Origin of the sequence: Cupriavidus sp. BIS7, assembly GCF_000292345.1 — a bacterium.
Lineage (GTDB): Bacteria > Pseudomonadota > Gammaproteobacteria > Burkholderiales > Burkholderiaceae > Cupriavidus.
Genome location: NZ_ALOU01000040.1, coordinates 22,299 through 46,118 on the forward strand (window position 1 = coordinate 22,299; position 23,820 = coordinate 46,118).

At 65.2% G+C, this 23,820-nt stretch carries 17 protein-coding genes; 8 read left to right on the top strand and 9 right to left on the bottom strand.

Annotation, left to right across the window (positions count from 1 at the left end):
* The 4 genes from B552_RS0114720 to B552_RS0114735 all read left to right on the top strand — a co-directional run bounded on the left by B552_RS0114720 (nucleotide 1) and on the right by B552_RS0114735 (nucleotide 5,625).
* Nucleotides 1–963 carry an amino acid--[acyl-carrier-protein] ligase gene (locus B552_RS0114720; RefSeq protein WP_019449794.1) on the top strand — a complete coding sequence of 321 codons (963 nt, stop codon included), beginning with the start codon at nucleotides 1–3 and terminating at the stop codon, nucleotides 961–963.
* Nucleotides 964–1,947: a DUF1839 family protein gene (locus tag B552_RS0114725; RefSeq protein ID WP_019449795.1), complete on the top strand. Its 984-nt coding sequence runs from the start codon at nucleotides 964–966 to the stop codon at nucleotides 1,945–1,947.
* Nucleotides 1,944–4,490, top strand: coding sequence for a glycoside hydrolase family 2 protein (locus B552_RS0114730; RefSeq protein WP_019449796.1), 2,547 nt, complete (start codon nucleotides 1,944–1,946; stop codon nucleotides 4,488–4,490). The genes B552_RS0114725 and B552_RS0114730 overlap by 4 nt, the downstream gene beginning before the upstream one ends.
* 406 nt (nucleotides 4,491–4,896) lie before the next feature.
* Entirely contained in the window at nucleotides 4,897–5,625 is a 729-nt protein-coding gene (locus tag B552_RS0114735; RefSeq protein WP_019449797.1) for a Crp/Fnr family transcriptional regulator, read from the top strand.
* A 73-nt stretch (nucleotides 5,626–5,698) separates the two neighbouring features.
* Here B552_RS0114735 and B552_RS0114740 read toward each other — a convergent pair whose 3' ends face one another.
* Nucleotides 5,699–6,766 (bottom strand): DUF1839 family protein, encoded by a 1,068-nt coding sequence (locus B552_RS0114740; protein ID WP_019449798.1) that lies wholly within the window; start codon nucleotides 6,764–6,766, stop codon nucleotides 5,699–5,701.
* 293 nt (nucleotides 6,767–7,059) lie between these two features.
* On the opposite strand from B552_RS0114740, the gene B552_RS0114745 reads away from it, so the two are divergent.
* From B552_RS0114745 to B552_RS0114760, 4 genes are all read left to right on the top strand, one after another.
* Nucleotides 7,060–8,616 (top strand): mannose-1-phosphate guanylyltransferase/mannose-6-phosphate isomerase, encoded by a 1,557-nt coding sequence (locus B552_RS0114745; protein ID WP_035879860.1) that lies wholly within the window; start codon nucleotides 7,060–7,062, stop codon nucleotides 8,614–8,616.
* Nucleotides 8,617–8,704: 88 nt separating this feature from the next.
* Complete coding sequence (locus tag B552_RS0114750; protein ID WP_237718220.1) at nucleotides 8,705–11,047, top strand: polysaccharide biosynthesis tyrosine autokinase; 2,343 nt, start codon at nucleotides 8,705–8,707, stop codon at nucleotides 11,045–11,047.
* A gap of 73 nt (nucleotides 11,048–11,120) precedes the next feature.
* Complete coding sequence (locus B552_RS0114755; protein WP_019449801.1) at nucleotides 11,121–12,992, top strand: alpha/beta hydrolase; 1,872 nt, start codon at nucleotides 11,121–11,123, stop codon at nucleotides 12,990–12,992.
* 153 nt (nucleotides 12,993–13,145) lie between these two features.
* Nucleotides 13,146–14,312 (top strand): glycosyltransferase, encoded by a 1,167-nt coding sequence (locus B552_RS0114760; protein WP_019449802.1) that lies wholly within the window; start codon nucleotides 13,146–13,148, stop codon nucleotides 14,310–14,312.
* Between the two features lie 30 nt (nucleotides 14,313–14,342).
* Here B552_RS0114760 and B552_RS0114765 read toward each other — a convergent pair whose 3' ends face one another.
* Genes B552_RS0114765 through B552_RS0114800 form a run of 8 tightly spaced genes read right to left on the bottom strand, consistent with a single transcriptional unit; the run spans nucleotide 14,343 to nucleotide 23,749 of the window.
* Nucleotides 14,343–15,830: a hypothetical protein gene (locus B552_RS0114765; protein WP_019449803.1), complete on the bottom strand. Its 1,488-nt coding sequence runs from the start codon at nucleotides 15,828–15,830 to the stop codon at nucleotides 14,343–14,345.
* 52 nt (nucleotides 15,831–15,882) lie between these two features.
* Nucleotides 15,883–16,620 (bottom strand): SDR family oxidoreductase, encoded by a 738-nt coding sequence (locus tag B552_RS0114770; RefSeq protein ID WP_019449804.1) that lies wholly within the window; start codon nucleotides 16,618–16,620, stop codon nucleotides 15,883–15,885.
* Between the two features lie 25 nt (nucleotides 16,621–16,645).
* Nucleotides 16,646–17,980, bottom strand: coding sequence for an FAD-binding oxidoreductase (locus B552_RS0114775; protein WP_019449805.1), 1,335 nt, complete (start codon nucleotides 17,978–17,980; stop codon nucleotides 16,646–16,648).
* 8 nt (nucleotides 17,981–17,988) lie between these two features.
* Nucleotides 17,989–19,413 carry a UbiA family prenyltransferase gene (locus tag B552_RS0114780; protein WP_019449806.1) on the bottom strand — a complete coding sequence of 475 codons (1,425 nt, stop codon included), beginning with the start codon at nucleotides 19,411–19,413 and terminating at the stop codon, nucleotides 17,989–17,991.
* Between the two features lie 3 nt (nucleotides 19,414–19,416).
* The gene (locus tag B552_RS29085) at nucleotides 19,417–19,980 is read right to left on the bottom strand and encodes a GtrA family protein (RefSeq protein WP_019449807.1); all 564 of its coding nucleotides are present in this window, start codon (nucleotides 19,978–19,980) and stop codon (nucleotides 19,417–19,419) included.
* Nucleotides 19,981–20,005: 25 nt separating this feature from the next.
* Nucleotides 20,006–22,225 (bottom strand): polysaccharide biosynthesis tyrosine autokinase, encoded by a 2,220-nt coding sequence (locus B552_RS0114790; protein WP_019449808.1) that lies wholly within the window; start codon nucleotides 22,223–22,225, stop codon nucleotides 20,006–20,008.
* The gene (locus B552_RS0114795; RefSeq protein ID WP_035879857.1) at nucleotides 22,222–22,689 is read right to left on the bottom strand and encodes a low molecular weight protein-tyrosine-phosphatase; all 468 of its coding nucleotides are present in this window, start codon (nucleotides 22,687–22,689) and stop codon (nucleotides 22,222–22,224) included. The genes B552_RS0114790 and B552_RS0114795 overlap by 4 nt, the downstream gene beginning before the upstream one ends.
* Before the next feature lie 16 nt (nucleotides 22,690–22,705).
* Nucleotides 22,706–23,749, bottom strand: coding sequence for a polysaccharide biosynthesis/export family protein (locus tag B552_RS0114800; protein WP_237718223.1), 1,044 nt, complete (start codon nucleotides 23,747–23,749; stop codon nucleotides 22,706–22,708).
* Nucleotides 23,750–23,820 lie beyond the last annotated feature (71 nt).

Below are 23,820 nucleotides of genomic sequence, written 5' to 3' on the forward strand. Positions count from 1 at the left end.
ATGGATGCACACGCGCTTACAGAGGCTCTTCCGCTCGGCGGCGCCGGCGCGGCCGAGCCGCCGCCGACGTATCTCGAAACGCTGCTGGCGGCAGGGCTGCTCTTCGAAACCGACGTGCGCGGGCTGTATGGCCGCAGCGCCGTGTTCGAATCGATCGCGGATGGCCTGAACGCCGCGATCACGCGGATCGGCGCGGACCAGCAAGCCGAGGTGCTGCGCTTTCCGCCGGCCATGAGCCAGACGGACTTCGAGACGAGCGAGTACCTCAAGAGCTTTCCGCAACTGGCCGGCACGATCCACAGCTTCTGCGGCGACGAGCGCGGACACCGCCGCTTGCTGGCAAGGATCGAGGACAAGCAGGACTGGACCGACCAGCAGGCGCCCACTGGCGTGGTGCTGACGCCTGCGGCCTGCTACCCGATCTATCCGGTCATCGCGAGACGCGGCCCGCTGCCTGAAGCGGGCAAGGTGGTGGATGTGCTGTCGTACTGCTACCGGCACGAGCCGTCGCTGGAGCCGACACGCATGCAGATGTTCCGTCAGCGCGAGTACGTCTGCCTGGGCTCGCCGGAGCGCATCGTGGCGTTCCGCCAGTTGTGGATGGATCGCGGGCAGCAACTGGGCCGCGACCTGCAGCTTCCGCTGGAAGTGGACGTTGCCAACGATCCGTTCTTCGGCCGTGGCGGCAAGATCGTGGCGGACAGCCAGCGCGAGCTGAAGCTCAAGTTCGAGCTGCTGATTCCCGTCAACGATGGTGCGTCGCCCACGGCCTGCATGAGCTTCAACTACCACATGGACCACTTCGGCGCGCTGTGGCACATCGGGCTTGCCGATGGCGGCGTCGCGCACACGGGCTGCGTCGGTTTCGGCATCGAACGGCTTGTGCTGGCGCTGCTGAAGCACCATGGACTTGATCCCGCCAATTGGCCGCAAGCAGTACGGGAAACGCTGGGAGGCGTGTAAATGTACGGGGATGGCAAGGTGCGCACGCGCGGTGGTGCCTATGCGCTGCACGGGGGCAACCCCGTGTGGTCGCACGCCAACCGCCACATCGACCTGTGGGTCGAACTATTGCATGGCTGGGAACTTGAACCCATTGCGGCATTGCCATTCACCGTCACGCAGGATTTCGAGGGCGACCAGTTCACCTCGTCGAACATTCCATCGGCCGACCTGGAACTGCTCTACGGCATCGTGAAGGACGAGCTGTCGACATACGGACGGCTGGAGGCCCACGTGGCCGCGCAGACAAACCGTGGCAACGTGGTGCTGCTGGAGGTGGACAGCTTCCAGTTGCCGCATCCCGCGGGCGTCTATCGCCGGCAGCATGCGCGCTCGTGCATCGCCATCGATGTGCTGGTGCCCGAGGCAACGGCCGTGGGCTACTACCATAACGACGGCTATCACACCGCCAGTGGCGACGACTATGCCTCCATCTTCCGCACACCCGAGGGCGACACGTCATGGGGTGCGGCATCGTTCCCGCAGGTGGAGGTTGTGCGGCGCCGCTTTGCCGCGCAAGCTGACGATGCGCTGCTGCGCGCGTCGATGGACCTGCTGCGCAGCCACCTGGCACGGCGCCCGCGCGAGAACCCGATCAAGGCGTTTCGCGCCGCGTTTCCGGCGCACCTCGAACAACTGATGGCGCGCGGCGAGCCCAACTTCCAGGTCTATGCCGCCAGCGTGCTGCGCCAGATCGGCGCCAACTTCGAACTGCTGGGCCGATACGTGCGCTGGCTGGTGATGAACGGCCAGGCGCTGCCGGATACCGTGGCCGAAGCCTGCTACACGATGGCTTCCGAGGCGATGGTGATGCAGTTCCGCCTGATGCGCGCCGTGATCAGCCACAAGCCCGATGGATGCCAGGATTGCCTGGAGCAGCTGGAGGTGGCCTACCAGGGTACGGTCCCGGCGCTTGCCACGCACTTCGGAGAGACCGTCACATGACCGCACGCGATCCGGAACTGGCCCTGCAGCCCACTCTGCGTCCCGGCGTGGCCGTGGGCCATGCACGGCTGGAAGGCGACTGGACGCTGCTGGAGACCTTTGCCAACGCAGTTGGGCATCCGGGCGAACTATCGGACAACGGGCTCTGGCTGCCGGCACCGGTGCCGGGCACGGTGGCCAGCGCGCTGCGCGCGGCAGGCCGCTGGGACGAAACCGCGCCGCCGCCGCTGCATCAGCACGACTACTGGTACCGGCTGCAGTTTTCCGGCAGCGGACGACGGCTGCTGCGCTTCAACGGCCTGGCCACACTGGCCGAGGTCTGGCTCAATGGCGTCAAGGTGCTGTCCACGCAGCACATGTTCGCCGCGCATCAGGTGGAAGCGGAACTGGCCGGTGACAACGTGCTGCACATCTGCTTCCGCGCGTTGCACCCGTGGCTGCGCGCGCAGCGCGGGCCGGTTCGCTGGAAGCCGCGCATGATCGTTCCGCCCACATTGCGTGCGGTGCGCACCACGCTGCTGGGCCACATGCCCGGCTGGTGCCCGCCCGTGCATGCTGTGGGTCCGTGGCGCGATATCGAATTGCTCGACCCCACCGGCAACGGCGCCATGCACGGCGTGCGCGCGGAACTGTCGAGCCATCTCGATGGCCACGACGGCGTGGTGCTGCTGCAACTGCATTTCCCGGGGGCGGCGCCCGCGCAGGGCACGTTGTCGGCGACAGGCCCCGATCACGCAATCTGGCATGGCGAACTGCGCCGTATCGGCACGCATACGCTGGCCGGCACGCTGCGCGTGGCGCAGGCACAGCGCTGGTGGCCGCACACGCATGGCGTCCCCGCGCTGTATCGCATCGATGCCGGTGTTGGCGAGCAGGCCGTTGCCTGCGGCCATACCGGCTTTCGCACGATCACCGAGGACCGCGGCGGCGAGCCGGGCGCGTTCACGCTGCGCGTCAACGGCGAGCGGGTGTTCTGCCGCGGTGCCTGTGTATCGAGCCACGACCTGCCGGGCCTGGCCGATACCGACGAGGCCGTGGCCCGCTGGCTGCAGCTTGCGCGCGATGCCGGTGCGAACATGGTCCGCGTCAGCGGCGTGACCTGCTATCCCGGCGAGGCGTTCTATCGTCAGTGCGATGCGCTGGGCCTGATGGTGTGGCAGGACTTCATGTTCGCCAACTTCGACTATGGCAGCGAGACCAGTGCCAGTCCGGCGCTGATGAACGATGCCGCGCGCGAGGTGGCGCAATGGCTGACTTCCACGCGCGCCCATGCGAGCCTGGCAGTGCTGTGCGGCGGCAGCGAGGCCGAGCAACAGGCGGCCATGATGGGCGCCCCGCGCAACGCGTGGCGCCAGCCATTGTTCGATGAACTGATCCCGTCACTCGTACGCGAACATCGCCCCGACATGGTCTACGTGCGCAATTCGCCGAGCGAAGGCGCGTGGCCGTTCCAGCCCGATACCGGCGTCAGCCACTACTACGGCGTAGGTGCCTACCAGCGCCCGCTGTCCGATGCGCGCATGGCCAACGTGCGCTTCACCTCGGAATGCCTGGCCTTCGCCAACGTGCCCTGCGCGCGCACGCTGGCAGAGGCCGGATTGTCGCAGCCGCTGCATGATCCGCGCTGGAAGGCCCGCGTGCCGCGCGATGCCGGAGCGGCGTGGGATTTCGAGGACATCCGCGACTTCTATCTGCGCGAACTCTATGACGTCGATCCGCCGCGCTTGCGCTACGAGCAGCCGGCACGTTACCTGGCGCTGTCGCGCGCGGTGGTGGCAGACATCATGACCGAGGTTTTCGGCGAGTGGCGCCGTGCCGGTTCCACGTGCCACGGTGGGCTGGTCTGGCAGTTGCAGGACCTGATGCCCGGCGCCGGTTGGGGCATTATCGACGCGCGTGCGCGGCCCAAGTCGGCCTGGCATGCGTTGCGGCAAGTGTGGCAGCCGTTGCAGGTCATCCTGACGGATGAGGGGCTGAACGGCCTGCATGTGCACCTCATCAATGAAACCGGTACGCCGCGCACGGTGCGGCTTGCACTACGCTGCCTGCGAAACGGCGAGGCAGTGGCGGCACAGGCCACACAAACGCTGACGCTTGCGCCTCGTGAGATACGCAGGCTGGCTGCCGCGGAAATGCTCGATCACTTTTTCGATTTCACCTATGCGTATCGGTTCGGCCCACCCGCGCATGACGTGGTCGTCGCCACACTGCATGAGCCGGACGAAGGCAACGCGTTGCTCAGCCAGTCGGTATATCTGCCGGACCGGCGCGCCAACGCGCTGCGCGAACCGGGGCTGCAGGCCGGCGTGACGCGCGAAAACGAGTCGTGGTGGCTTACGATCCGCACGCAGCGCTTCGCGCGTTGGGTGCATATTGACGATCACGCGTTCCAGCCGGAAATCGACTGGTTCCACCTTGGGCCGGGCGAATCACGCCGCATCCGCCTGATGCACGATATCGGCGGTGCAGGCGGTAGCCATGCCATACCTTCGGGTGAAGTTTCTGCGTTGAACGCCCACTGTTCGGTCAGCTACGACGGCTGATCTCATCCCGCTTCACCCCGCCTCATCCTTACCCGCCTGCGTTCCAATTGCCCGCCAGCCCAGTGCCGGCGCCGATGCGCCGCGCGTTCCCCGGGTGTCTTCACCGTGGCTTCACCCGTTCGGGTCAGCCGTTTTCCTCCATCCAACCTACCAAAGCATGACCGACCATCCCAACCGTTAGCCCACTGTCGGTTCTGTGCGGCATGGCACTTAATAGATCAACAACGAGATACAAGCCGGGGCCAAATTCCGGCGGGGACAACGGGTGGCAGCCGCAAGGCTGCCTGCTTGCACCATCAATCGAGTACGGGTGGCGCGGCGAAATCGGGTCACGCATCCCTTATGCGGGAGGAATCCTGCAAGGTGCGTTCCGATATCGCTTCGGGATCAAAGGGAGGCAAAGAAAATGATCACGCATCGGTCGGACCTGCATGTCAATCACTTGCTCAACGCGCTGCCGCGCCATGAATGGGAGGCGCTTTCGCGGCACTTCGAGCTGGTTCGCCTGCGTGCCGGCGAACTGCTGACCGATTCGGGCCAGCGCATCGTGCACGTCTATTTTCCGACGACGTCCGTCGTGTCGCTGCTGTCGCTGCTGGAAGACGGCGCGACCGTGGAGTTCGCGGCGGTTGGCAACGAAGGGCTGGTGGGCATTCCCGTGGTCACTGGCGGCGACACGATGCCGAGCCGCGTGGAGGTGCGCAGCCCCGGCTTTGCGTATCGCATTCCGGCGCGCGTACTGCGTTCGGAACTGGGCCATCTGCCCGCGCTGCAGCGCGTCACGCTGCTCTACGTGCAGGCCGTGCTCACGCAGATCGCGCAGACGGCCGCATGCAACCGCCACCATTCGCTGAACAAGCAGCTATGCCGCTGGTTGTTGCTGGCCATCGACCGCATGAGCACCAACGAACTGGTCATCACGCAGCAGGTCATCGCCAACATGCTTGGTGTGCGCCGCGAAGGCGTGACCGAGGCGGCCGGCAAGCTTGAGGACCTGGGCCTGATCCACCACAGCCGCGGCCACATCACCGTGCTGGACCGCTGCGGGCTGGAACGGCACTCATGCGAGTGCTACAAGCTGGTCAAGCGCGAGTATGACCGCCTGCTGCCCGCACTTGCGGAAGTGCATATTTGAGGCGCTGCGCGGGGAAAGGGGGCCGGTGTGCGCACCGGCCCTTTTGGTTGAGTGGAGTTCAGCGATGCTGCAGTCAGACGTGTGCGGGGTCCACGCTGCCGAACGAGCGCAGCAGTCCCTCTATGACCTGGTCGTAGGCGGCTTCCAGCGTGCCAAGGGTCTCCACGCACAGGTCGGGGCGGCCACGCGCCACGGCGCGCGCCAGCCGGAACTGCAGCACCTTGCATTCCGATGCGATCGTCGCGGCACCGTTGACGACGGATGCGGGCACGCGATATCCGTGCTCGCCCAGCCACGTCAGGCAGTGACCGAGCATCTCGAAGTTGGCGCCGAACTGGCGCGGCAGGTTGAAGCCATAGTGATGGAAGTAGGCATCGCCACGCGCCAGCACATTGCCGACCTGCTCGCCGAACGCTTCGCGCCAGCTTGCCACCGGATTGCCGGCCGGGCGGCGGCCCAGATGCCGGCGCATCTGCGAGGCCACGGCATTCGACAACGCCACGCCCTGCAGCGGCGGGCGCACGCGCTTGGCGCACTCGGCATATGGAAACAGCAGGTCGCCATTGTCGCGCAGCGCCGGGTCGAGCCGCAGCAGCCCGCGGTAGTCCTCGCCGTCAGCCGTGTAGTAGCCAACGCTGTGGTAGTAGGACAGCCGCTGTGCCGCCGTGTCGATGCGGTCGATCGCAATCGTGGTTTTCACATGTCCGCGGCGGTAGGCCGTGGCGCGTGTATCGGGCAGGTAGTAGCTGTCGACCTCGACCAGCACGGTATGGCCACGTGCAACCTGCTCCGCGATATGCGCTTCCAGCGTGTCGTAGACGGCCATCTCCTGCACGATGGTGCCGTAGAGCTGTTCGATGTCGGCCTGCGGATACTTGAAGAACGTGAAGTGGTCGCCCTCGAAATCCTGCGTGACGGTAAACGCCAGCGCCGCGCGCGGGTCGAGCCCCCAGCCGTAGAGCACTTCAATCCACAGATCCATGTAGCAGTTGGTTTCCTGCCAGATCGCGTCCTCGCCATGCAGCCCGCCGGGCCGCGCCGGTGTCGGCGATGGTGCCGAGGAAGGTGCCAGGATGCCCGGGTCAGCGGACCCGCCGCCACCGCCAAGCGTGCCCAGGACAGTTTCAGTACCACGCTCCATGTCGTTTCTCCGCAAGATTCGAGTGCATGCCGTGCACTGCCCGTCGTAACCGGTACGGACGCGGCCAACGCTATTGAAGCGCCCACGTGCGGCGTTTATCGGTACGGTGGGCAACAGAACCCCTGCCTGAATCCACACCCGAGCGCCGCCCCGCCTCACCGCATCTGGCGCCGGCCAAGCGTGTGCGGAATCGAACAGATGCCGGTTCTGCCACGTTCCTACACTGACGCGTATCAGCCGGAGATATGTCCGGAATCGTCTTGCGTACCCATTTCTGCGAAGTGGCAGGAGGCATGATGAAAACACGGAGTCGGGAGAAGATCCTGCCACCGATCACGGTGCAGGCGCTTGTCGAGGAAGTCCCGGTACTGGTTACGCCAGTACGGGCGACACTGCAGCCGGTGATTCTTGCGGGCGGCTCCGGCACGCGGCTCTGGCCGCTGTCGCGCGAGCAATATCCCAAACAGCTGCTCAACCTGGTTGCGGACGACACGTTGCTGGAGGCCACGGCCCATCGCCTTGAAGGCGTGGCCATGCGCACCGGCCGGACGGCCGGAATGGAAGCGCCCCAGATCGTGGTCTGTGGCGAAGAGCATCGCTTCATGGTGACGGATATGCTCAAGCGCAAGGGCAAGCGAGCGCGCATCGTGTCCGAGCCGTGCGGCCGCAATACGGCGCCGGCGCTGACCGTGGCCGCGCTGCACGCACTGGCTTCCGCAGGCCCATGCGGCGACGCGGTGCTGGTAGCCACGCCTGCCGACCACAGCGTGGCCGATACCGATGCATTCCGGGATGCCATTGCCACGGCCGTGCATCACGCCGAGCGCGGTGCCATCGTCACGCTCGGCGCGCGGCCCACGGTACCGGAAACCGGCTTTGGCTACATCCGTGCGGCGGCGCCGGTGCAACCGGGCGGCTTCGTCATCGACCGCTTCGTCGAGAAGCCGCATCTGGAACTGGCCCGGCACTATGTGGACTCGGGCGAATACTGGTGGAACTGCGGCATTTTCGTGGTGCTGGCGTCGGTATGGCTCAACGCCGTGAGCCAGTTGCAGCCCGAGATGTACAAGCAGTGCCGCGCTGCCTACGAGGCCGGCGAGGCGATCGGCCAGGGCGACGTGTTCCGCGTGGAACGCGAGGCGTTCGATGCGTGCCCGTCCGATTCGATCGACTACGCGGTGATGGAAAAGCTCGACGCACTGCCGGGCATCCCCGGCATGCTCGTGCCGCTCGACGCCGGGTGGTCCGACGTCGGCTCATGGGCCGCGATCTGGGATATCGCCGTGAAGGACAACGCCGGCAATGCGGGGCGCGGCCGCGTGCTGTTCGATGGCGCCACGTCGTGCCTGGCCCATTCGGAAGGTCGCCTGATCGCATGCGTCGGTGTGCAGGACGTGGTGGTGGTGGAGACGGCCGATGCAGTGCTCGTGGTCGACAAGGCCCATGTGCAGGACGTGAAGAACGTGGTGCAGCGCCTGCGCTCGGAGCATGGCGCGGAGATCGTCAATCATCGCAAGGTGCATCGCCCCTGGGGCTGCTACGACTCGATCGACCATGGCGACCGCTTCCAGGTCAAACGCATCATCGTGGAGCCGGGCGCGAGCCTGTCGCTGCAGATGCACTACCACCGCGCCGAGCACTGGGTCGTGGTACGCGGCACGGCGCGGGTTACCTGTGGGGACACCACCAGCATTCTTTCGGAGAACCAGTCTACGTATATCCCGATTGGCACGCTGCATCGCCTCGAGAATCCCGGCAAGACGCCGCTGGAGATCATCGAGGTGCAGTCGGGCGCCTATTTGGGTGAGGACGATATCGTCAGATTCGAGGACAACTACGGTCGAAAGTAGACCGCACGGGTGAAGTACAGGTGGAAGCAAAAGGGGGTACGCGGTGAGCAACATGTTCTTTGCAGGGCCTGGGGCGGCAGCCGGCGCCATGCCTGCAACCAATGGCGGTGCGCGCCGCGCGCTGCTCGATCACGCAGGCTGGATCATCTGCGCCGGCGTTGCCGGCGCGGCCATCGCATGGCTCGTGGCAATTGCCCGGCCGGACGTCTACAACGCCAGCGCGCTGGTTCAGGTGCTGCAGCCAAGGGAAGGTGGCGCACAGCGTGGGGCAAACCTGGCCGGCAGTGTCACGTCGCCGGCGGTATCGATCGACAACGGCATGCTGCGCAGCCGCGCGGTGGTGGCGCCCGTGGTGGAGCGACTGCACCTCGACATCAGCGCACTGCCATTGCGTGCGCCGTTGCTGGGGGCGCTGGCTACCCACTTTGCCACGCCCGGCAAGCTTGCGGGGCCGTGGCCTGCCACTCTCGGCTATGCCTGGGGCGGCGAGCAGATCGCCGTGGAGAGGCTCACCGTACCCGATCGCCTGATCAACGTGCCGCTGACGCTTGAAGTGCTGCCTGGCAGCGCATATCGCGTCTATGAGCAGGACACGCTGCTGCTGGAAGGCGTGGTGGGCGCCAAGGTGGAGTCCAACGGCATCAACATGTTCGTGTCGCGCATCGACGCCCAACCGGGGACCCGGTTCGTGGTGACCCGCCATGACTTGCTGCAGACCATCGATTCGGTGGCCAGCACGCTGCGCATCGACACCGACGTCAAGGACACCGGCACCGTAAGCATCGGCTGGCAAACGTCCGACCGGACGGTGGTGGCCGCGCTGGTCAACGGCATCACGGAATCGTTCATCGATGCCCAGGCTGCGCAACGGCGCGATGACGCGGCCGCGACGCTGGCCTTTCTTTCAAACGAAATTCCGCGTGTGAAGACCGAGCTCGAACGCGCGGAGGCCGCGCTGACGAAATACCGGTCGCATAGCGGATCGATGCAGCCGAGCCAGGATGCGCAGTCGTACCTGAATGGCAGCATGGATTACCAGCGCCAGATTGCCTTGCTGAAGCTCGAGCGTACCAAGCTGCTGCAGCGCTTCACCGAAGAGGCCAACGAGGTCAAGACGGTCGACAACCAGATTCAGCAAATGATCCGCGAGCGGCACGACATGGACGCGCGGCTGCAAAGTCTTCCCGCAACCGAGCGCGAATCGGTGGCGCTGACGCGTGACGTCAAGGTGGCCGAAGACATGTACATGACGCTGCGCAACAAGGCCGAGCAGCTGTCGTTGTCCCAGCTTGACCGCACAGGCCAGGTGCGCGTGCTGGACACCGCACTGGTACCCGTGCAGCCCGTGGGAATGGGCCCATGGCCGATGACCGCCGGCGGCGGCCTGATCGGACTGTGTCTGGCGATGGCCTGCATCACGATGCGCCAGCGTATGAAGCCGACGCTGGATACCGTCAACGATGCCGAACTTCAGCTTGGGCTGCCCATGCTGGGCGACATCGTCTTCAGCCAGGAACAGGTGGAACTGGAACGCCTGGTGGATGCGCGGCTGCACGCGGCGTTCGGCCAGCTGACCGCGTCTGGGCTGCTTGAGCGTCCGCAACCGGGCCACGCGCTGGCCACCCCTGACGAACTGGCCGAGAACAGCGAAGACGATCGCGACGGCGCCGAGCGGCTGCTGAGGCTAGGGCTGCACGACCAGTTCCTGCTGGCGCGCAACGCACCCCATTCGATGGCGGTGGAAGGGTTGCGCAGCGTGCGCGCGGCCTTGCACTTCACGCTGCGCGGTGCGCGCGACAAGGTGCTTGCGGTCACCAGCCCCACGGCGGGCGCCGGCAAGACGTTCGCCTCGGTGAATTTGGCCGTGCTGTTTGCGGAGGCGGGCCAGCGCGTTCTGCTGGTGGATGCCGATCTGCGCCGCGGCAAGGTGGCAAGCTGGTTCGACCTGCCGGCCGAGACGGGCCTGGCCGAGGTGCTGGCGGGTCATGCGCCGTTGTCCAATGCCGTGCAGCGCACCGTCGTCAATGGTCTGTCCGTGCTGCCGGCGGGCACGCACCCGACCAATCCTTCCGAGTTGCTGATGCACCCGGCCATGGAGGCTTGCGTGCAGGCCTGCAAGGAGCGCTACGACCTTGTGCTGATCGATACCTCTCCGGTGCTGGCCGTGGCCGATGCGACGTTCGTGGCCAACCTGGCCGGCGCAACGCTGCTGGTGCTGCGCGCGGACACCACGCTGCCCGGCCAGGTGGAAGAGGCGCTCAAGCGCCTGGGCCGTGCCGACGCACGCATGATGGGCGGCATCCTGAACGGTGTGCGGCCCAAGCGCAGCAACCAGGCCGACTACCGCAACATGAATCCGTATCTGGGTATGCCCCTGCCCGTCACCATGCGGCGGCTGGAGCGGGCCCCGGTCATCGAGCACAAGACGTGAGCATGCAGTCGGCGAGACAGGAGTCGCGTACCCATTTCTGCGTGCCGGATCGGCTGGCCGCGAAGGAGCCGGCATGAGGCGGATCGCATTCGAAGGCTGCACGGGATGGCTGCATGGCGAGGCCGGCCAGACCGGTGTCGTGCTGTGCGCACCACCTGGCCATGAGGGGATGTGGTCGCATCGTGCCTTGCGTCACCTTGCCGACGATCTCGCCGCGGCCGGCATGCCTGCCTTGCGTTTCGACTACCACGGTACCGGGGACGCCGCTGGCACAGGTGACGAGCCAGAGCGTCTCGCATGTTGGGTAGGCAATATCATCGCGGCCACCGAGCAGTTGCGTATGCGCACCGGGGTTCGGCAGGTGGTGTTGTGCGGCATGCGTCTGGGTGCCAGCCTTGCTGCGCTGGCGGCTGGGGCACTGGCGCAACGCGGCGAGGCGGCAGCGGCGCTGGTACTGCTGGCCCCGGTTGTCAGCGGCCGGGCCTTCCTGCGCGAAATGCGCGCCCTGCACCTCAACTGGATCAACAGCGTGGCGCCTGACCTTGCGCGATACGCTGCGCCGGAAGGCGGGCTGGATGTCCTCTCCTATCGCCTGAGCGCGGACCTCGTACATGCCGTGCAGGCGTTTCGGCTGGACCGTCAGCAGGACTGTCCGTCATCACGCGTACTCATTCTCGATCCCTGGCTCGGCCCCGCGTCGGCTGTGCCGCCGCTGGTGGCACACTACCAGGCGATGGGTGCGCACGTCGAAACCGGAGCCTTTCCCGAATATCCGGGGTTGATGCAGTCCACCGAGTACTCAGCGGTCCCGGAGCAGGCATGGCAGCAGGTGACCGCCTGGCTGGCATCGTTGCCGCCGTGCGCCCAGGCGTCGGTGGCGCCGGCGCATGACCCCGGCGAGTGCACCGAGTTCGCGACGGACGGCGCGCTCGAGCAATCTGTCTGGCTTGAGGGCGCCAGCCAATTCGGGGTGCTGAGCCTGCCGGGCAAGGGCAGTCCCGCCAAGGTCGCGGTGATCTTCCCGAACACTGGAGGCAACCATCATGTCGGCGATGGCCGCCTGTTCGTCACGCTCGCGCGGCGGCTGGCGCGCAACGGGGTTGCCTCCTTGCGGCTCGACCTCGCCGCGTTGGGCGACAGTCCGCAGGCATGGCGCCGCATGAGCATTCCTGACATCTATGCCCCGGCGCCGCGTGCGCAGCTTGCCAAGGCCGTGGACTGGATGCATGCGCGTGGCTTCGAGCATATCGTGCTGGCCGGCGTCTGCTCGGGCGCCTTCCTGAGCCTCCATGCAGCACTGGCCAATGACAGGGTGTGCGGGCTCGTGCTGGCAAACCTGGTGAAGTACACATGGGGCGAGGCGGACGTGGCCAGCCTGGGCGAGGCTGACCAGCCGCTGGTACTGCTTTGGCATGCCGCGCGCAAGCCTGGCAACTGGATGCGCCTGCTGCGTGGCGACATTCACCTTGGGCGGCTGCTCAAGGGCGTTGCGCGGCGGGTGAGGACCCTCGCGGCATATGGCCTTGGCCGCTGGCGTCCCGCCCCGCGCGGCGTTGCAACGGTCGATGGCGCGGAGGTTGATGCGGCGCATTCCGCGCGGGCCTTCGCCTGGGCCGCCATGCGCAGGCTCGATACGCGCGGCGTGCGCACGCAGTTCCTGTATGGCGCCACCGACATCGGTCTGGAAGAAACCGCGCAATGCCTCGGCCGCAACCTCGAAGCGCTGCAAGGTCTGTCGCACATCTCGTTGCAGCGTCTCGACTGCCTGGATCATGCGCTGTTCCTGCACGAGAGTCGCGAACGCTTTAGCGAGCACGTGATGCGCCATGTCGAGGCGCAGCTGGCGCGAGTCGCTACACAGGCGAATCCCGTGGTGGCTTCGGCGGCGGCTTCAGCGGCGACTTCAGCGGCGGTCGCGCGCGACATCAGCGAAGCGCTTCGATAGCCGCTGCTCCCGGCACAGCTTGCTGCCGTGGCAATGGTCGATGGTGGTCAAGCGAACTGAGCAGGGCGATCGCGAGTGGCACACTCGCCTTACTTTCCGGCGCGGGCTTGCGCATGCCGGCAGCCTTGCCGTTACCTTACCCGGTTCCGCCCCATGAAGCTGCTACACGTCATCCCATCGATCAATCCAGTCCAAGGGGGCCCCAGCGAGGGCATCAGGCAATTGAACGGACCGCTCGCGGCGCTGGGCGTCGAAGCGGAAGTCTGCTGCTGCGACCTGCCCGATGCGCCCTATGTTCGCAGCGCTGGCTTCCGTGTCTTCGCCTTCGGACCTTCGTGGTTGCGCTACGGCCTCAACCTGCGCCTCGCAGGGTGGCTGCGCCGCCATTGCGAAGACTACGACGCCATCATCGTGGAGGGCATCTGGCAGTTCCACAGCATCGCGACCTGGCTCGCCCTGCGCGGCAAGCGCGTGCCCTATTTCGTCTACACGCACGGCATGCTCGATCCCTGGTTCAAGCGGCGCTATCCATTGAAGCACCTGAAGAAGATGGCGTACTGGCTCTTTGGGGACTATTGGGTACTGCGCCACGCACGCGCCGTGCTATTCACGTCGACAGAGGAGAAGCTGCTTGCACGGCAATCGTTCCGTTTCTATCGCTGCCGCGAAGCAGTGTCTTCATACGGCACCGCTACACCGCCGGGTGATCGCGAACGCCTCTCCGGATTGTTCCTGGACCAGTTTCCGGAATTGCGCGGGCGGCGCCTGCTGCTGTTTATCGGACGTGTCCACGAGAAGAAGGGATGCGACATTCTGCTGCGCGCCTTCGCCGCTTCCTGCGCAGCTGACAGCGCGCTGCATCTGGTGATCGCCGGGCCGTGCGAGCCAACCATGCGGGAGCAGCTTGACGGTATCGCGGCGGCCGCTGGCATTCGTGACAGAGTGACCTGGACGGGGATGCTGAGCGGTGATCTCAAATGGGGCAGCTTCCACGCGGCCGAGGCGTTTTGCCTGGCGTCGCATCAGGAGAACTTCGGCGTCGCGGTAGCCGAGGCGCTGGGATGCGGGGTGCCGGTGCTGATCTCCGACAAGGTCAACATCTGGCGGGAAATCGTGGAGGACGGCGCCGGAATGGCAGGCGACGACACGGTGGAGGCGATGACCGGCGTCCTGACCCGCTGGCTGGCGCTTGACGCATCCGCACGGGAACGCATGCGAGCGGCCGCCATGGACTGTTTCCTGCGGCGTTTCCAAAGTCAAATGGTTGCGGAGCAACTGACAGCCCTGATACGCGCCGAGATCGGAAGCCAACGCCGGTGAGCTGGAGCTGCCGGCGTTGCGTCCGCGTCGTTAGTGCCCGGGACGTTCGGCGAAATCGACCCGGTACAGGCGCCAGTGATCCTTGTTGGGAGTGAACTGGGTCATGTTGTTCCTGACCACGAGTGTCTCCAGCAGCGGCGTAAAGCGAAGATTCCTGCCTTCGATTGGCTTGTCGTCACCGAATGTCTCAACATAGTAGTGGATCGAGAATCGTGTGAGAAACGCCTCGAGCGAAGCAAGGTTGTCTCCTGGCCGGGTTCCCGTCGCTCTGTAGAACTCCATGGCCTGGCCGGATACCAGGCCAACGGTATCGGCAATCGGCAGCGCGGAGTAGTAGCCGAACGCTCCCACCTCGGATAGGGCCACTGTCTTTGGACCGCCTTCCGCGTGCACGACGATTTCGCGTGCGCGTTGCGCGAAGTCGCCAATGGCGACGCCCTCGTCTGTTGCCTTCACGGGCAGGAAGAAGCAGAACAGAGCGATGGAAATGGCGAGTTGGGCATAGGCTGCCGCCCGGACAAGCGGGGACAGCCTGGAGCGGCCCGCCAGGACCAGGCAGGCCGCAAGCAGCAAGGGGAAGCCGATACTGGTCTCGTAGCGCGTGGAGACCAGGATGTTCTTGTAGGCAAGGTAGCCGCTCAGCGCCATCGTGCACACGGCGCTGGCCCAGAACAACCGCACGGCGCGGTCCGGCACCTTGCGCTCAACGTAGGCACAGAGCATGAGCAAGGCGCCCGACACAAAAAGGATCTTGCTTATGGCGATGGCGCTGTACCACTTGTTCGGCATGGCCAGAAAGATGCCCTTGGCCTCGGCAGTCTGGGGGATGATGTGAAAGTCGACGGCAAATGCCACGGCCGTGAACAGAACCAGTCCTGCCAGTCCAGGCCGCAGCAGGCCCCGCATGTTGGCGCGCCAGTCCTTGCCTTCGGCCAGTACCAGAAGCACGACGGCGATGGAGAGCAGAGCCAGTTCCGGACGGACGAAGATCGACAAGGGGGCGAGCAGCGCCACGCAGTTGCGTATTGTTTCTGTCCGCGACAGATAGCAGGCGAACAGGAGTGCGACGAACAGCATCGTCAGCGGGTTCTCCATACCGCTTGAAGACCAGCGCAGCGTCAGCGGGTTCAGTAGCAGCACTGCAACGAGCAGGCCGGGAATCCGCCTGATCCTCAGTATTACGACGAAAGCGCAGGCAAAAACCAGCGCACCGATGATCTTCCACCCGATTACCGTCAGGCCGAGCAGCTTGCAGAGCCCACCAGCCAGTAGCAGCCAGGCGGGAGACGTGACGCCAGTCGACAACGTACCGTTGTAGCTATAGCCGTCACCGCTTAACAGCGACTTGGCGTAGTTCATGTAGATATAGGTGTCGTCACCCGTGCTCCAGCCGCTGCCTGCCAGGGAGACGGCTACCGCAAGTACGAATGCGGGGACTATCCAGGCCAGGCGTGTGAAGACAGGGGTGCCTAGCTGCAGCGTTGGGGGAAGCTGGCTGGCCCTATTCTCGTCTGGCATGTCTATCTCCCTGGAGACTTGCGGTTCGTGGTCGCGGAGCCGTGCACACGGTTCACAGTGCGAGCCGGCGGAAGACAACGTCAGGCAGCGCGCGGATGGCCCACATGATGGGGCGCCAGAAGCCCGGCACGTATGCCACGGCCGTGCCACGCTGAATGGCGGCCACGATGTGCGCGGCCGCATCGTCCGCGCTGATCCACAAGGCGTTCTTGCGGAACGAGCCGGTCATCGGCGTGTCGACAAAGCCGGGTTTGATGGTGACCACGGCCACACCTGATTTCGACAGGCGCTGGCGCAGTCCGGACATGAAAGTGGTAACCATGGCCTTGGCGCTACCGTAGACGTAATTGCTCTGCCGTCCGCGTTCGCCTGCCACCGAGGATATGACCGCGATCGTGCCGACGCGCCGAGCCTCGAAGTAGTTGGCGAAGAGCGTCAGTAATGCAATGACGGACAGAGCGTTGGTGCGTAACTCGGCCAGCGTAAGTTCGACTGACTGTGCACAGGCCGCCTGGTCGGAAAGGGTGCCGTGGCAGATCAGCACGGTATCGATCGTGTCCAGTGCATCTTCCGCCTGACGCAGCATCGCCGCGTGTGAAGAAAAGTCATTCGCGTCCATGGTCAGCGTCTGGACTTGTGCCGCCCCGCGTGCGCGCAGGTCCTGCGCCATCACCTGCAGGCGCGCCGCGCCGCGTCCCACCAGGAAGAGCGAGTCGCCACGCTGGGCAAAGCGCCGCGCGGCGGCTTGCGCGATGGCCGATGTCGCACCAATGATCACTATCGTCGTCATGTCCATCTCCATGGGTGCGGACCGCCTAGCGTACGGCTGGGCCATTGGTGACCCGCCGCCAGAACTCCGACGAGAACGCCGGGTCGACAAAAGGAACCAACCTTTGCCATTGCGGGTAGCCGGCGCGGAAGCATTCGCCGCTCATGCGCCCGTCCTTGGCAGGATAGAGCCGGCCACCCGCCTGCTCGATCAGCGCATCCAGCCTGCCGAAGAGCGCGTGCAGGGCCGGGCCAGTGTTCGGAAAGTCGAGAGCCAGTGTGTAGCCTTCGCGTGGGAACGACAGCAGCCCCGGCGATGGCAGGCCGCCGAACCGCTTGAGCACGCCAAGGAAGGATGCCGCGGCCGAGCGTCCAATCTCGGTCAGCAGAGCCTGCAGCACGGCATGCGCATCTTCGGGCGGTATAACGCACTGGTATTGGTAGAAGCCACGCGGGCCGTACATCCGGTGCCATTCCAGCAGGTCGTCTAGCGGGTAGAAGAACGTCTCGCAGTGTTCGAGCTGGTCGGTCGGCCTGGAGCCGGCCGCGTGATAGTGGAGTGTGTTGAATGCACTGACTGTCAGGCGGTTGACCAGCGACAATGGCGGCGTGAATGGCATCCGGCGGGTTTTTGAGCGTGACGCGGGCGCTTGCGGTGCGCTTTCCGCAGGCGCGTGATTGGCGCGCGTGAAGAGGCCACGGCCGACGCGCCGCGCACCGCCCGAGCAATCGATCCAGGCCACCGTATATTCATGCGTGTCGGCGGACTCGCGGCAGAGGCGGAAGAACGTATCCAGATCCGCGAACTGCTCGGTCCGATGCTGCACCCAGGGCGAAGCGACGGGGCGCAGCTGGATCTCGGCCCACAGAATCATTCCAGTCAGGCCCAGGCCGCCAATCGTGGCCGAGAACCAGTCCGCATTGTGTTGCGCGGAACAGCGCAGCAGGGTGCCGTCCGAGCGACGCAGCATGAACGCGCGGACGTGACGGCCGAAGCTTCCGTGGGTCAGGTGGTTCTTGCCGTGTACGTCATTCGCAATTGCCCCGCCAAGCGTAACGAAGCGGGTGCCGGGTGTGACCGGGAGGAACCATCCCTGTGGCAGGGCAAGGCGCAGAATGTCGGCCAGCAACACGCCGGCTTCGCAGCGCAGCACGCCGCTGGCGCTGTCGAAGGCGATGAAGTGATCGAGGTAGCGGGTGGACAGCAGTGCGCCGCCGTGGTTCAGGCAACTGTCACCGTAGCTGCGACCGTTACCGAACGGCAGGAAGCTTGTGCACCCGGCGGGTAACGGCGGCACGGGCGTGAAGCGATTCCGTAGCGCCACGACTTCGCTGTCGCTGCGTTGCACGTGACCCCAGGAGTGGATGGATTGCCGCGCCATGGTGCTTGCTAGGCCGCCGTGAAAATCACAAGCGCGGCCAGTGCGCCGAGCACAAGGCTGACGCGGTCGCGCAAGGCGAACATGACCGGGTCATCATGCATTTGCCCGCGGTGCGAAAGCACCCATACACGGCTCACCCAGTACAGAAGCAGCGGGCACAATGCCCACAGCAATTCGGGACGGCGATATAGATTCTCGACGGCCGGATTGTTGATGTACAGCGCAAGCACCAGCACGCACATGTATCCAGCGCCGGTACCGAGACTCTCCAGCAGGCCGAGATCGTCCAGGCGGTAGCCGCGCCCGGCGGCTTCCAGTTTGCCATCGTGTTGCATGACCTTCAGCTCGGCGAAGCGCTTGACGAGCGCCAGGCTGAGGAAGAGGAACAGGGAGAACAGTAGCAGCCACAACGACAGCGGCACCGCCACGGCCATCGCCCCCGCCACGATGCGGATCGTGTACAGCCCCGCGAGGCAGATGACATCGATGATGACGATTTTCTTGATGCCCAGCGTGTACGCCAGGGTCAGAAGATAGTAGGTCGCCAGCGCCAGCCTGAACGGTCCAGGCAGCAGCATGGACAGGCCGGCACTGGTGAGCAGCAGCAGCGGTATCAGCACGAAGCCGGTGCTCAGGGGCAGTACTCCGCTTGCGAACGGACGGGTCGACTTGCGGGGATGCTGGCGGTCGGCTTCCACGTCGAGCATGTCGTTCAGTACATAGACGGACGATGCGCACAGACAGAACGCGACAAACGACAGCAGCGCGTTTGCCTGTGCCGAGAAATCAAGCACACGGTGCGCGGCAGCCAGCGGCACGAAAAGCAGCACGTTCTTGGCCCATTGATGAGGGCGCAACGCCGCCCATATCGCCCGCGCAGTGCTCCTGTGTGAGGTAAAGGTGCGGTAGACGTCGGTCACCTCGCGGGCCCGCTGTTCAAGACCAATGTCTGCGTTGACTACCACGCCGCCCCGACTGACGGACCAGACGTGCAGGTCGACCCGGTCGTTGCCGCAGTAGTCGAAGGCACGCGAACCGAACTTCGCCACAAGCATGTCAGCCTTCTGCCTGCCAGACAGATTCTGGGTATCGCTGCTCGCCAGCACGCCGTCGAACAGTTGCAGATGGGAAGCGACGGCTTCCGCGAGGCGATGATTCGAAGCCGTGCACAGCCAGATATGGCGACCGTCACGCTTCTCGTCATTCAACCATTGCAGCAGTTCCTGATGAAACGGCAAGGCCGCATGATTAAGCAGCACGCGGCTTGCGATCTGCGCCTTGAGGTAGGCCTTGCCGTGCAGCAGCCACCATGGCAGCGCGAACAGGTAGAGCGGATTCTTGCGTAGCAGCGCGACGCAAGTCTCGAGCAGGAGGTCGCCATGAATCAGTGTGCCGTCGAGATCAACGCAAAGGGGAACAGTAGGCTGATGCATGTATCAACTCCGCTGATTGGCGATCTCTGTGGAAAGGCTGCTCGCGGCGCTACGAAACACGTAGCGTTTATCCAGTCGGTACTTCAGGTAATAGCCGAGGCCAAGGCCAATTACGCCGCCGAGATAGCGCATCTCCTTGCCGGTGAACACATAGGCGAACCCAAACTCGAAGGCCCAGAAGATCAGCGTCGTCACGAGCCCCATTGCCGTGTACTGCAGGAACACCCGCACGTCGTGAGAGGCACTGCGGGCGCGGAAGTCGAAGATGAAGCGCTTGTCGAGCACATACTTCACCAGCAAGCCAACGGCCGTCCCAAACATCACGGAAAGGAGCCCAACCAGCGCGCCATCGTAGAGACGCACGAACAGGTCCTGAGCGCCAATGTTCGCGCCGATGGCAACTATCGCGAGCACGATGTAAAGGAAGGCGATGCGTGCGGCGCTGCCTTGCACACGTTCCCCAGGCGGATGCGCCACGTGCTGGGCGGGTGCCAGCCGGCCGCGGCGGCGGCAGCTGGAGTCCGCCGCGATCGTGCAGGTATCCTGCGTGTCCGGAACGTGGGGCATGTCGACGTCTCCAGGAACGCGGCGCTCAGGCGCGCTTCGAGTTCGCTGCGCCGTACTGGGCCAGGTAGCGGTACTTGCCGTAGCGGTAGTGCGGCCGGTACCAGCGTCCCTCGACATCGAGGCCATTGAACAGTACACCCTTGACTTCGCCCCCGGCCTGAATGATCGCCCGCTGCGAGGCCTGCAGTTCGCTGGCGGTCGTGCTGTCTGCAAGCGCCACCAGGAACACGGCGCCTGCCTTTGCGGCGAGGATGCCGGTATCGGATGCCGCCAGAACCGGCGGCGTGTCGATCAGCACGATGTCGTAGCGGGCCTTCAGTTCCTCGAGCAGTGCGTCCATTGCCGATGCCTGCAGCAGATCAGCGGCCAGTTGCGGTTGCGCGCCGGTGGCGATGAAGTCCAGGCCGGGCAGCACATCGCGCTGAACGACCTTGTCCAGCGGGGTGCCCGTGAGGCGCTCGGTGAGTCCAGGCTCGCGCGGCTTGTCGAAACTGCGGTGAAGTCCGCCGCGGCGCAGATCCGCGTCGACCAGCACGATCCGGCGGCCGGCCGCGGCGGCGATCGCGGCGAAATTCGCGCACAGGAACGACTTGCCAACCCCCGGGGCCGGCCCGGTGATGACCACGACATGGTCACGACTGTTGGCCAATGCAAACTGCAGTGAGGTGCGGAAGCCGCGCATGCTCTCGATGGCGGGGTCGTCAGGCTGACGCATGGCCAGCACACCATCCGCGGGTTTCGCGGTGCTCAGCGGGATCGTGGCATAGACGGTCAGGCCCGTCTGCCGTTCCACGTCGTCGGCCTCGGCGAGACCGCCGTTCATCATGCGCCGCATGACCACGGCCAGCGCACCTGCCAGAAACCCCATTGCCAGCGACACCACGCCGATCATCATGCGGTTCGGGCGTACCGGCTTGAGCGGCAGGTCCGCAGGGTCCACCAGCCTCGCAGTGCCTACCTTGCTGGCGCGCACCAGCCGCAACTGCTGCGCGTCATTGAGCAGTGCCTGGTACATCTCCGTACTGACCTTGACATCGCGCATCAGGCGCAACACGTTCTGTTCGACTTCGGGCAGGCGCTGGATCTTCGACGTAACGCCGCCCAGTTGGGCGCTCAGGCTGGCGATCTGGCTGTCGAGGATCTCGACGCTCGGATGGTTCGGCGTGTAGCGCGTGGCGAGTTCCTGGCGCTTCTGCTTGAGTTCCTGCAAGCGTGTCTGGATCTGCACGGATTGCGACAGGTACAGCTTGGATTCTTCACTCAGGTCCACCGTGCCCCGCTGGTTGCGCATGGCGTTATAGCGCGTCTCGGCGGTTTCGACCTGCTGCTTGAGTTGCGGCAGCTGTTTTTCCAGAAAGGCCAGCGATTTCTCGGCCTCCTCGGCCTTGCGGCGTGTGTTCTGGTCTACGTATTCATTGCCGATCTCGTTGAGGATAGCGGTCGTCCTCTCGGGGGAGGTATCTTCCAGCGCAATGCCAATCACACCGCTCTGCTTGCCGCGCTCGCCGATTATCAGCCTTTCCTGCAGGTCCGCGATGGCTGCCGAGCGGGCGACGTGGCGTACAACGTACTGGGTACCGGGATGGCCGTCGAGCTGACTGACAATGATCCTGACCTGGCCTGATTCGGTGTTGACCACAAGCGGCGTGCCGAGCGTACCGGCAGCCGTGGTTGCATCGCTGGCAAAGGCCACGCGATAGCGCCGCTCGCCCAGTGCGGTGAGGATGATCTTGCGACCGTCCATCTTGGCGGGCACCTGAAGGTCGTCCACCTTGATTGATTCGTTGCCCCAGGCGAAGCCCCCCCAGCCGAACAGGCCCGGTGTCGACAGTTCGCTGCGGTAGCCGGCGATGGCGGCACCGATCACCGGGAAGTAGCGCGGCATGGCGCTGATGTCGAGGCGCAGGTTGTCGACTGCCTTGCCAACCACCATGCGCGAGCGCAGCAGTTCGATCTCCGCCGTTGCCGCAGGCTTCACATCGAACACCGGAGAGATGGACGCGGCAATCTTCGACGCATTGCTGCTGGAGCCGGTGTCCTCGATCTGCACGAGCATGTCGGCGCGGTACACGGGCTTGGTAAGAAGCGCGTAGAGCAGTCCCACTACGATCACCGCCGCAGCCACTGTCATGAAAGTCCAGCGGAAGCGCAACAGTACGTCGAGGTAGGCGCTCAGGTCGATCGGTGTTTCTGCTGCGTCCCAGTTGTCGGCCGCGCCGCCTTGCACTGGTTTCTCTGTGTTCATGTTGTTCCTCCGCACGGATCGGTGGCAGCCGAGCGGATGCGTGCCGACCACGATTCGACGCCCAGCCTGATCAGGCCGAGTGCGATCACAAACATGTTCTGCGAACCGCCGTACGGGTCAGGGATATCTGTCTGCTCCTGCTCGCAGAGACGATGGGTCTTGCCAAGCGAGCACGGGTAGTGCTGCTCGAGATAGGTACGCTGGTCGGCCTCCATTACCAGCACCAGGTCGGCGGACTCGATCTGTGCGTTGTCAACCGCACGTGCCCGGTGCCGCTTCAGATCGCAGCGCTCGCCGGAAAGCAGCCGCACCGCGCGCGGGTCGGCTACGGCCCCGATCGGCGGCGCCAGTCCGGCCGATTCGATACGGCACTCCGGCAGTGCCTGACGCAGCAGGCATGCGGCCATCGGGCTTCGACAAGTGTTGCCCAGGCAGACGACCAGGATTGAGCGTATTTCGGCCATGTATTCGCCTTTGCACCTATGGCTTGATGAAGGCGGCAGTGCCGGTAATCGGCTGGATCAGCAGGCCCATCACGCGGCTCCATCGCACCAGGTTGCGCGCGTCGACATAGACCACGTCCTTGGGTTCCAGTTCGAAGCTCTCGGCAACCGCGAGTGCCACCGGCGACGTGCCATCGAGATGGAAGACCTGCGGAGCGCCGCTGGACGCACGCCGGATCACGTAGATCTGTTCGGCGTCGGCGGTGCCCGGATTGACGCCGCCGGCATCGCCGAGGGCCTCGTTCAGGGACATGTGCCCGTTGCGCATCAGCAGCGACGTCGGTTTGAGCACCTCGCCGGTGACGAATATCTTGCTGTCCTCGCGCTGCTCAACGCGCACGATATCGCCCGACTGCAGCAGGATCTGCGCGGGATCGACGCCCTTGGCAAGCATGGCGGGAATGTTCACGTACCAGCTGCGCTCGCCACGTGTCACGCGGATGCGGCTGTTGTCGCCGGTCAGGTTGAGTACGCCGCCGGCGCGGTTGAGCGCCTCGACAAGCGTCATCGGCGCATCGTCGATGGCCTGCATGCCAGGAGTCTTCACCTCGCCGTCAACATAGATGCGCTGGCTGCGGAAGCCCAGCACGCGTACGGTCATCTGCGGATCGCGGACCACGCGCGACAGCGCACGCGCCATCTCGTCGCGCACCTGGTTGGCGGTCTTGCCGCCGACCTTCATCACACCCGCATAGGGAAACTGGATATCGCCCAGCGGGCTGACCACGTAGCCTGGCATGTTCGAGCCGCCAGTCTGGGCGGGCATCTCGAAGCCCGCGGCGATGCTGTAGGTCTGGGTCGGAAACACCAGTTCCGGGTGATCCCAGACCACCACGGAGATGATGTCGCCCGGGCCGATGTGGTAGGGCTGGGGCTTGGCGAACAGCTCTTCGACCCCAGCGTTGGTGGGCGGCGCCTTCGCGCGCATGGTGCGCACCAGTTCGAGTGTAATTGGGGTGATCTCGGGCGGCGGGGCGCTCGGGTCTGCGGCGTCGACCGGCATAGTGCCGGTGAGGCGCATGCCCGGCGATGCTGCGCAGCCGGCGAGCACGGCCACGACGCACGCGATACCCAGGCGCGCGGCGTAGGATA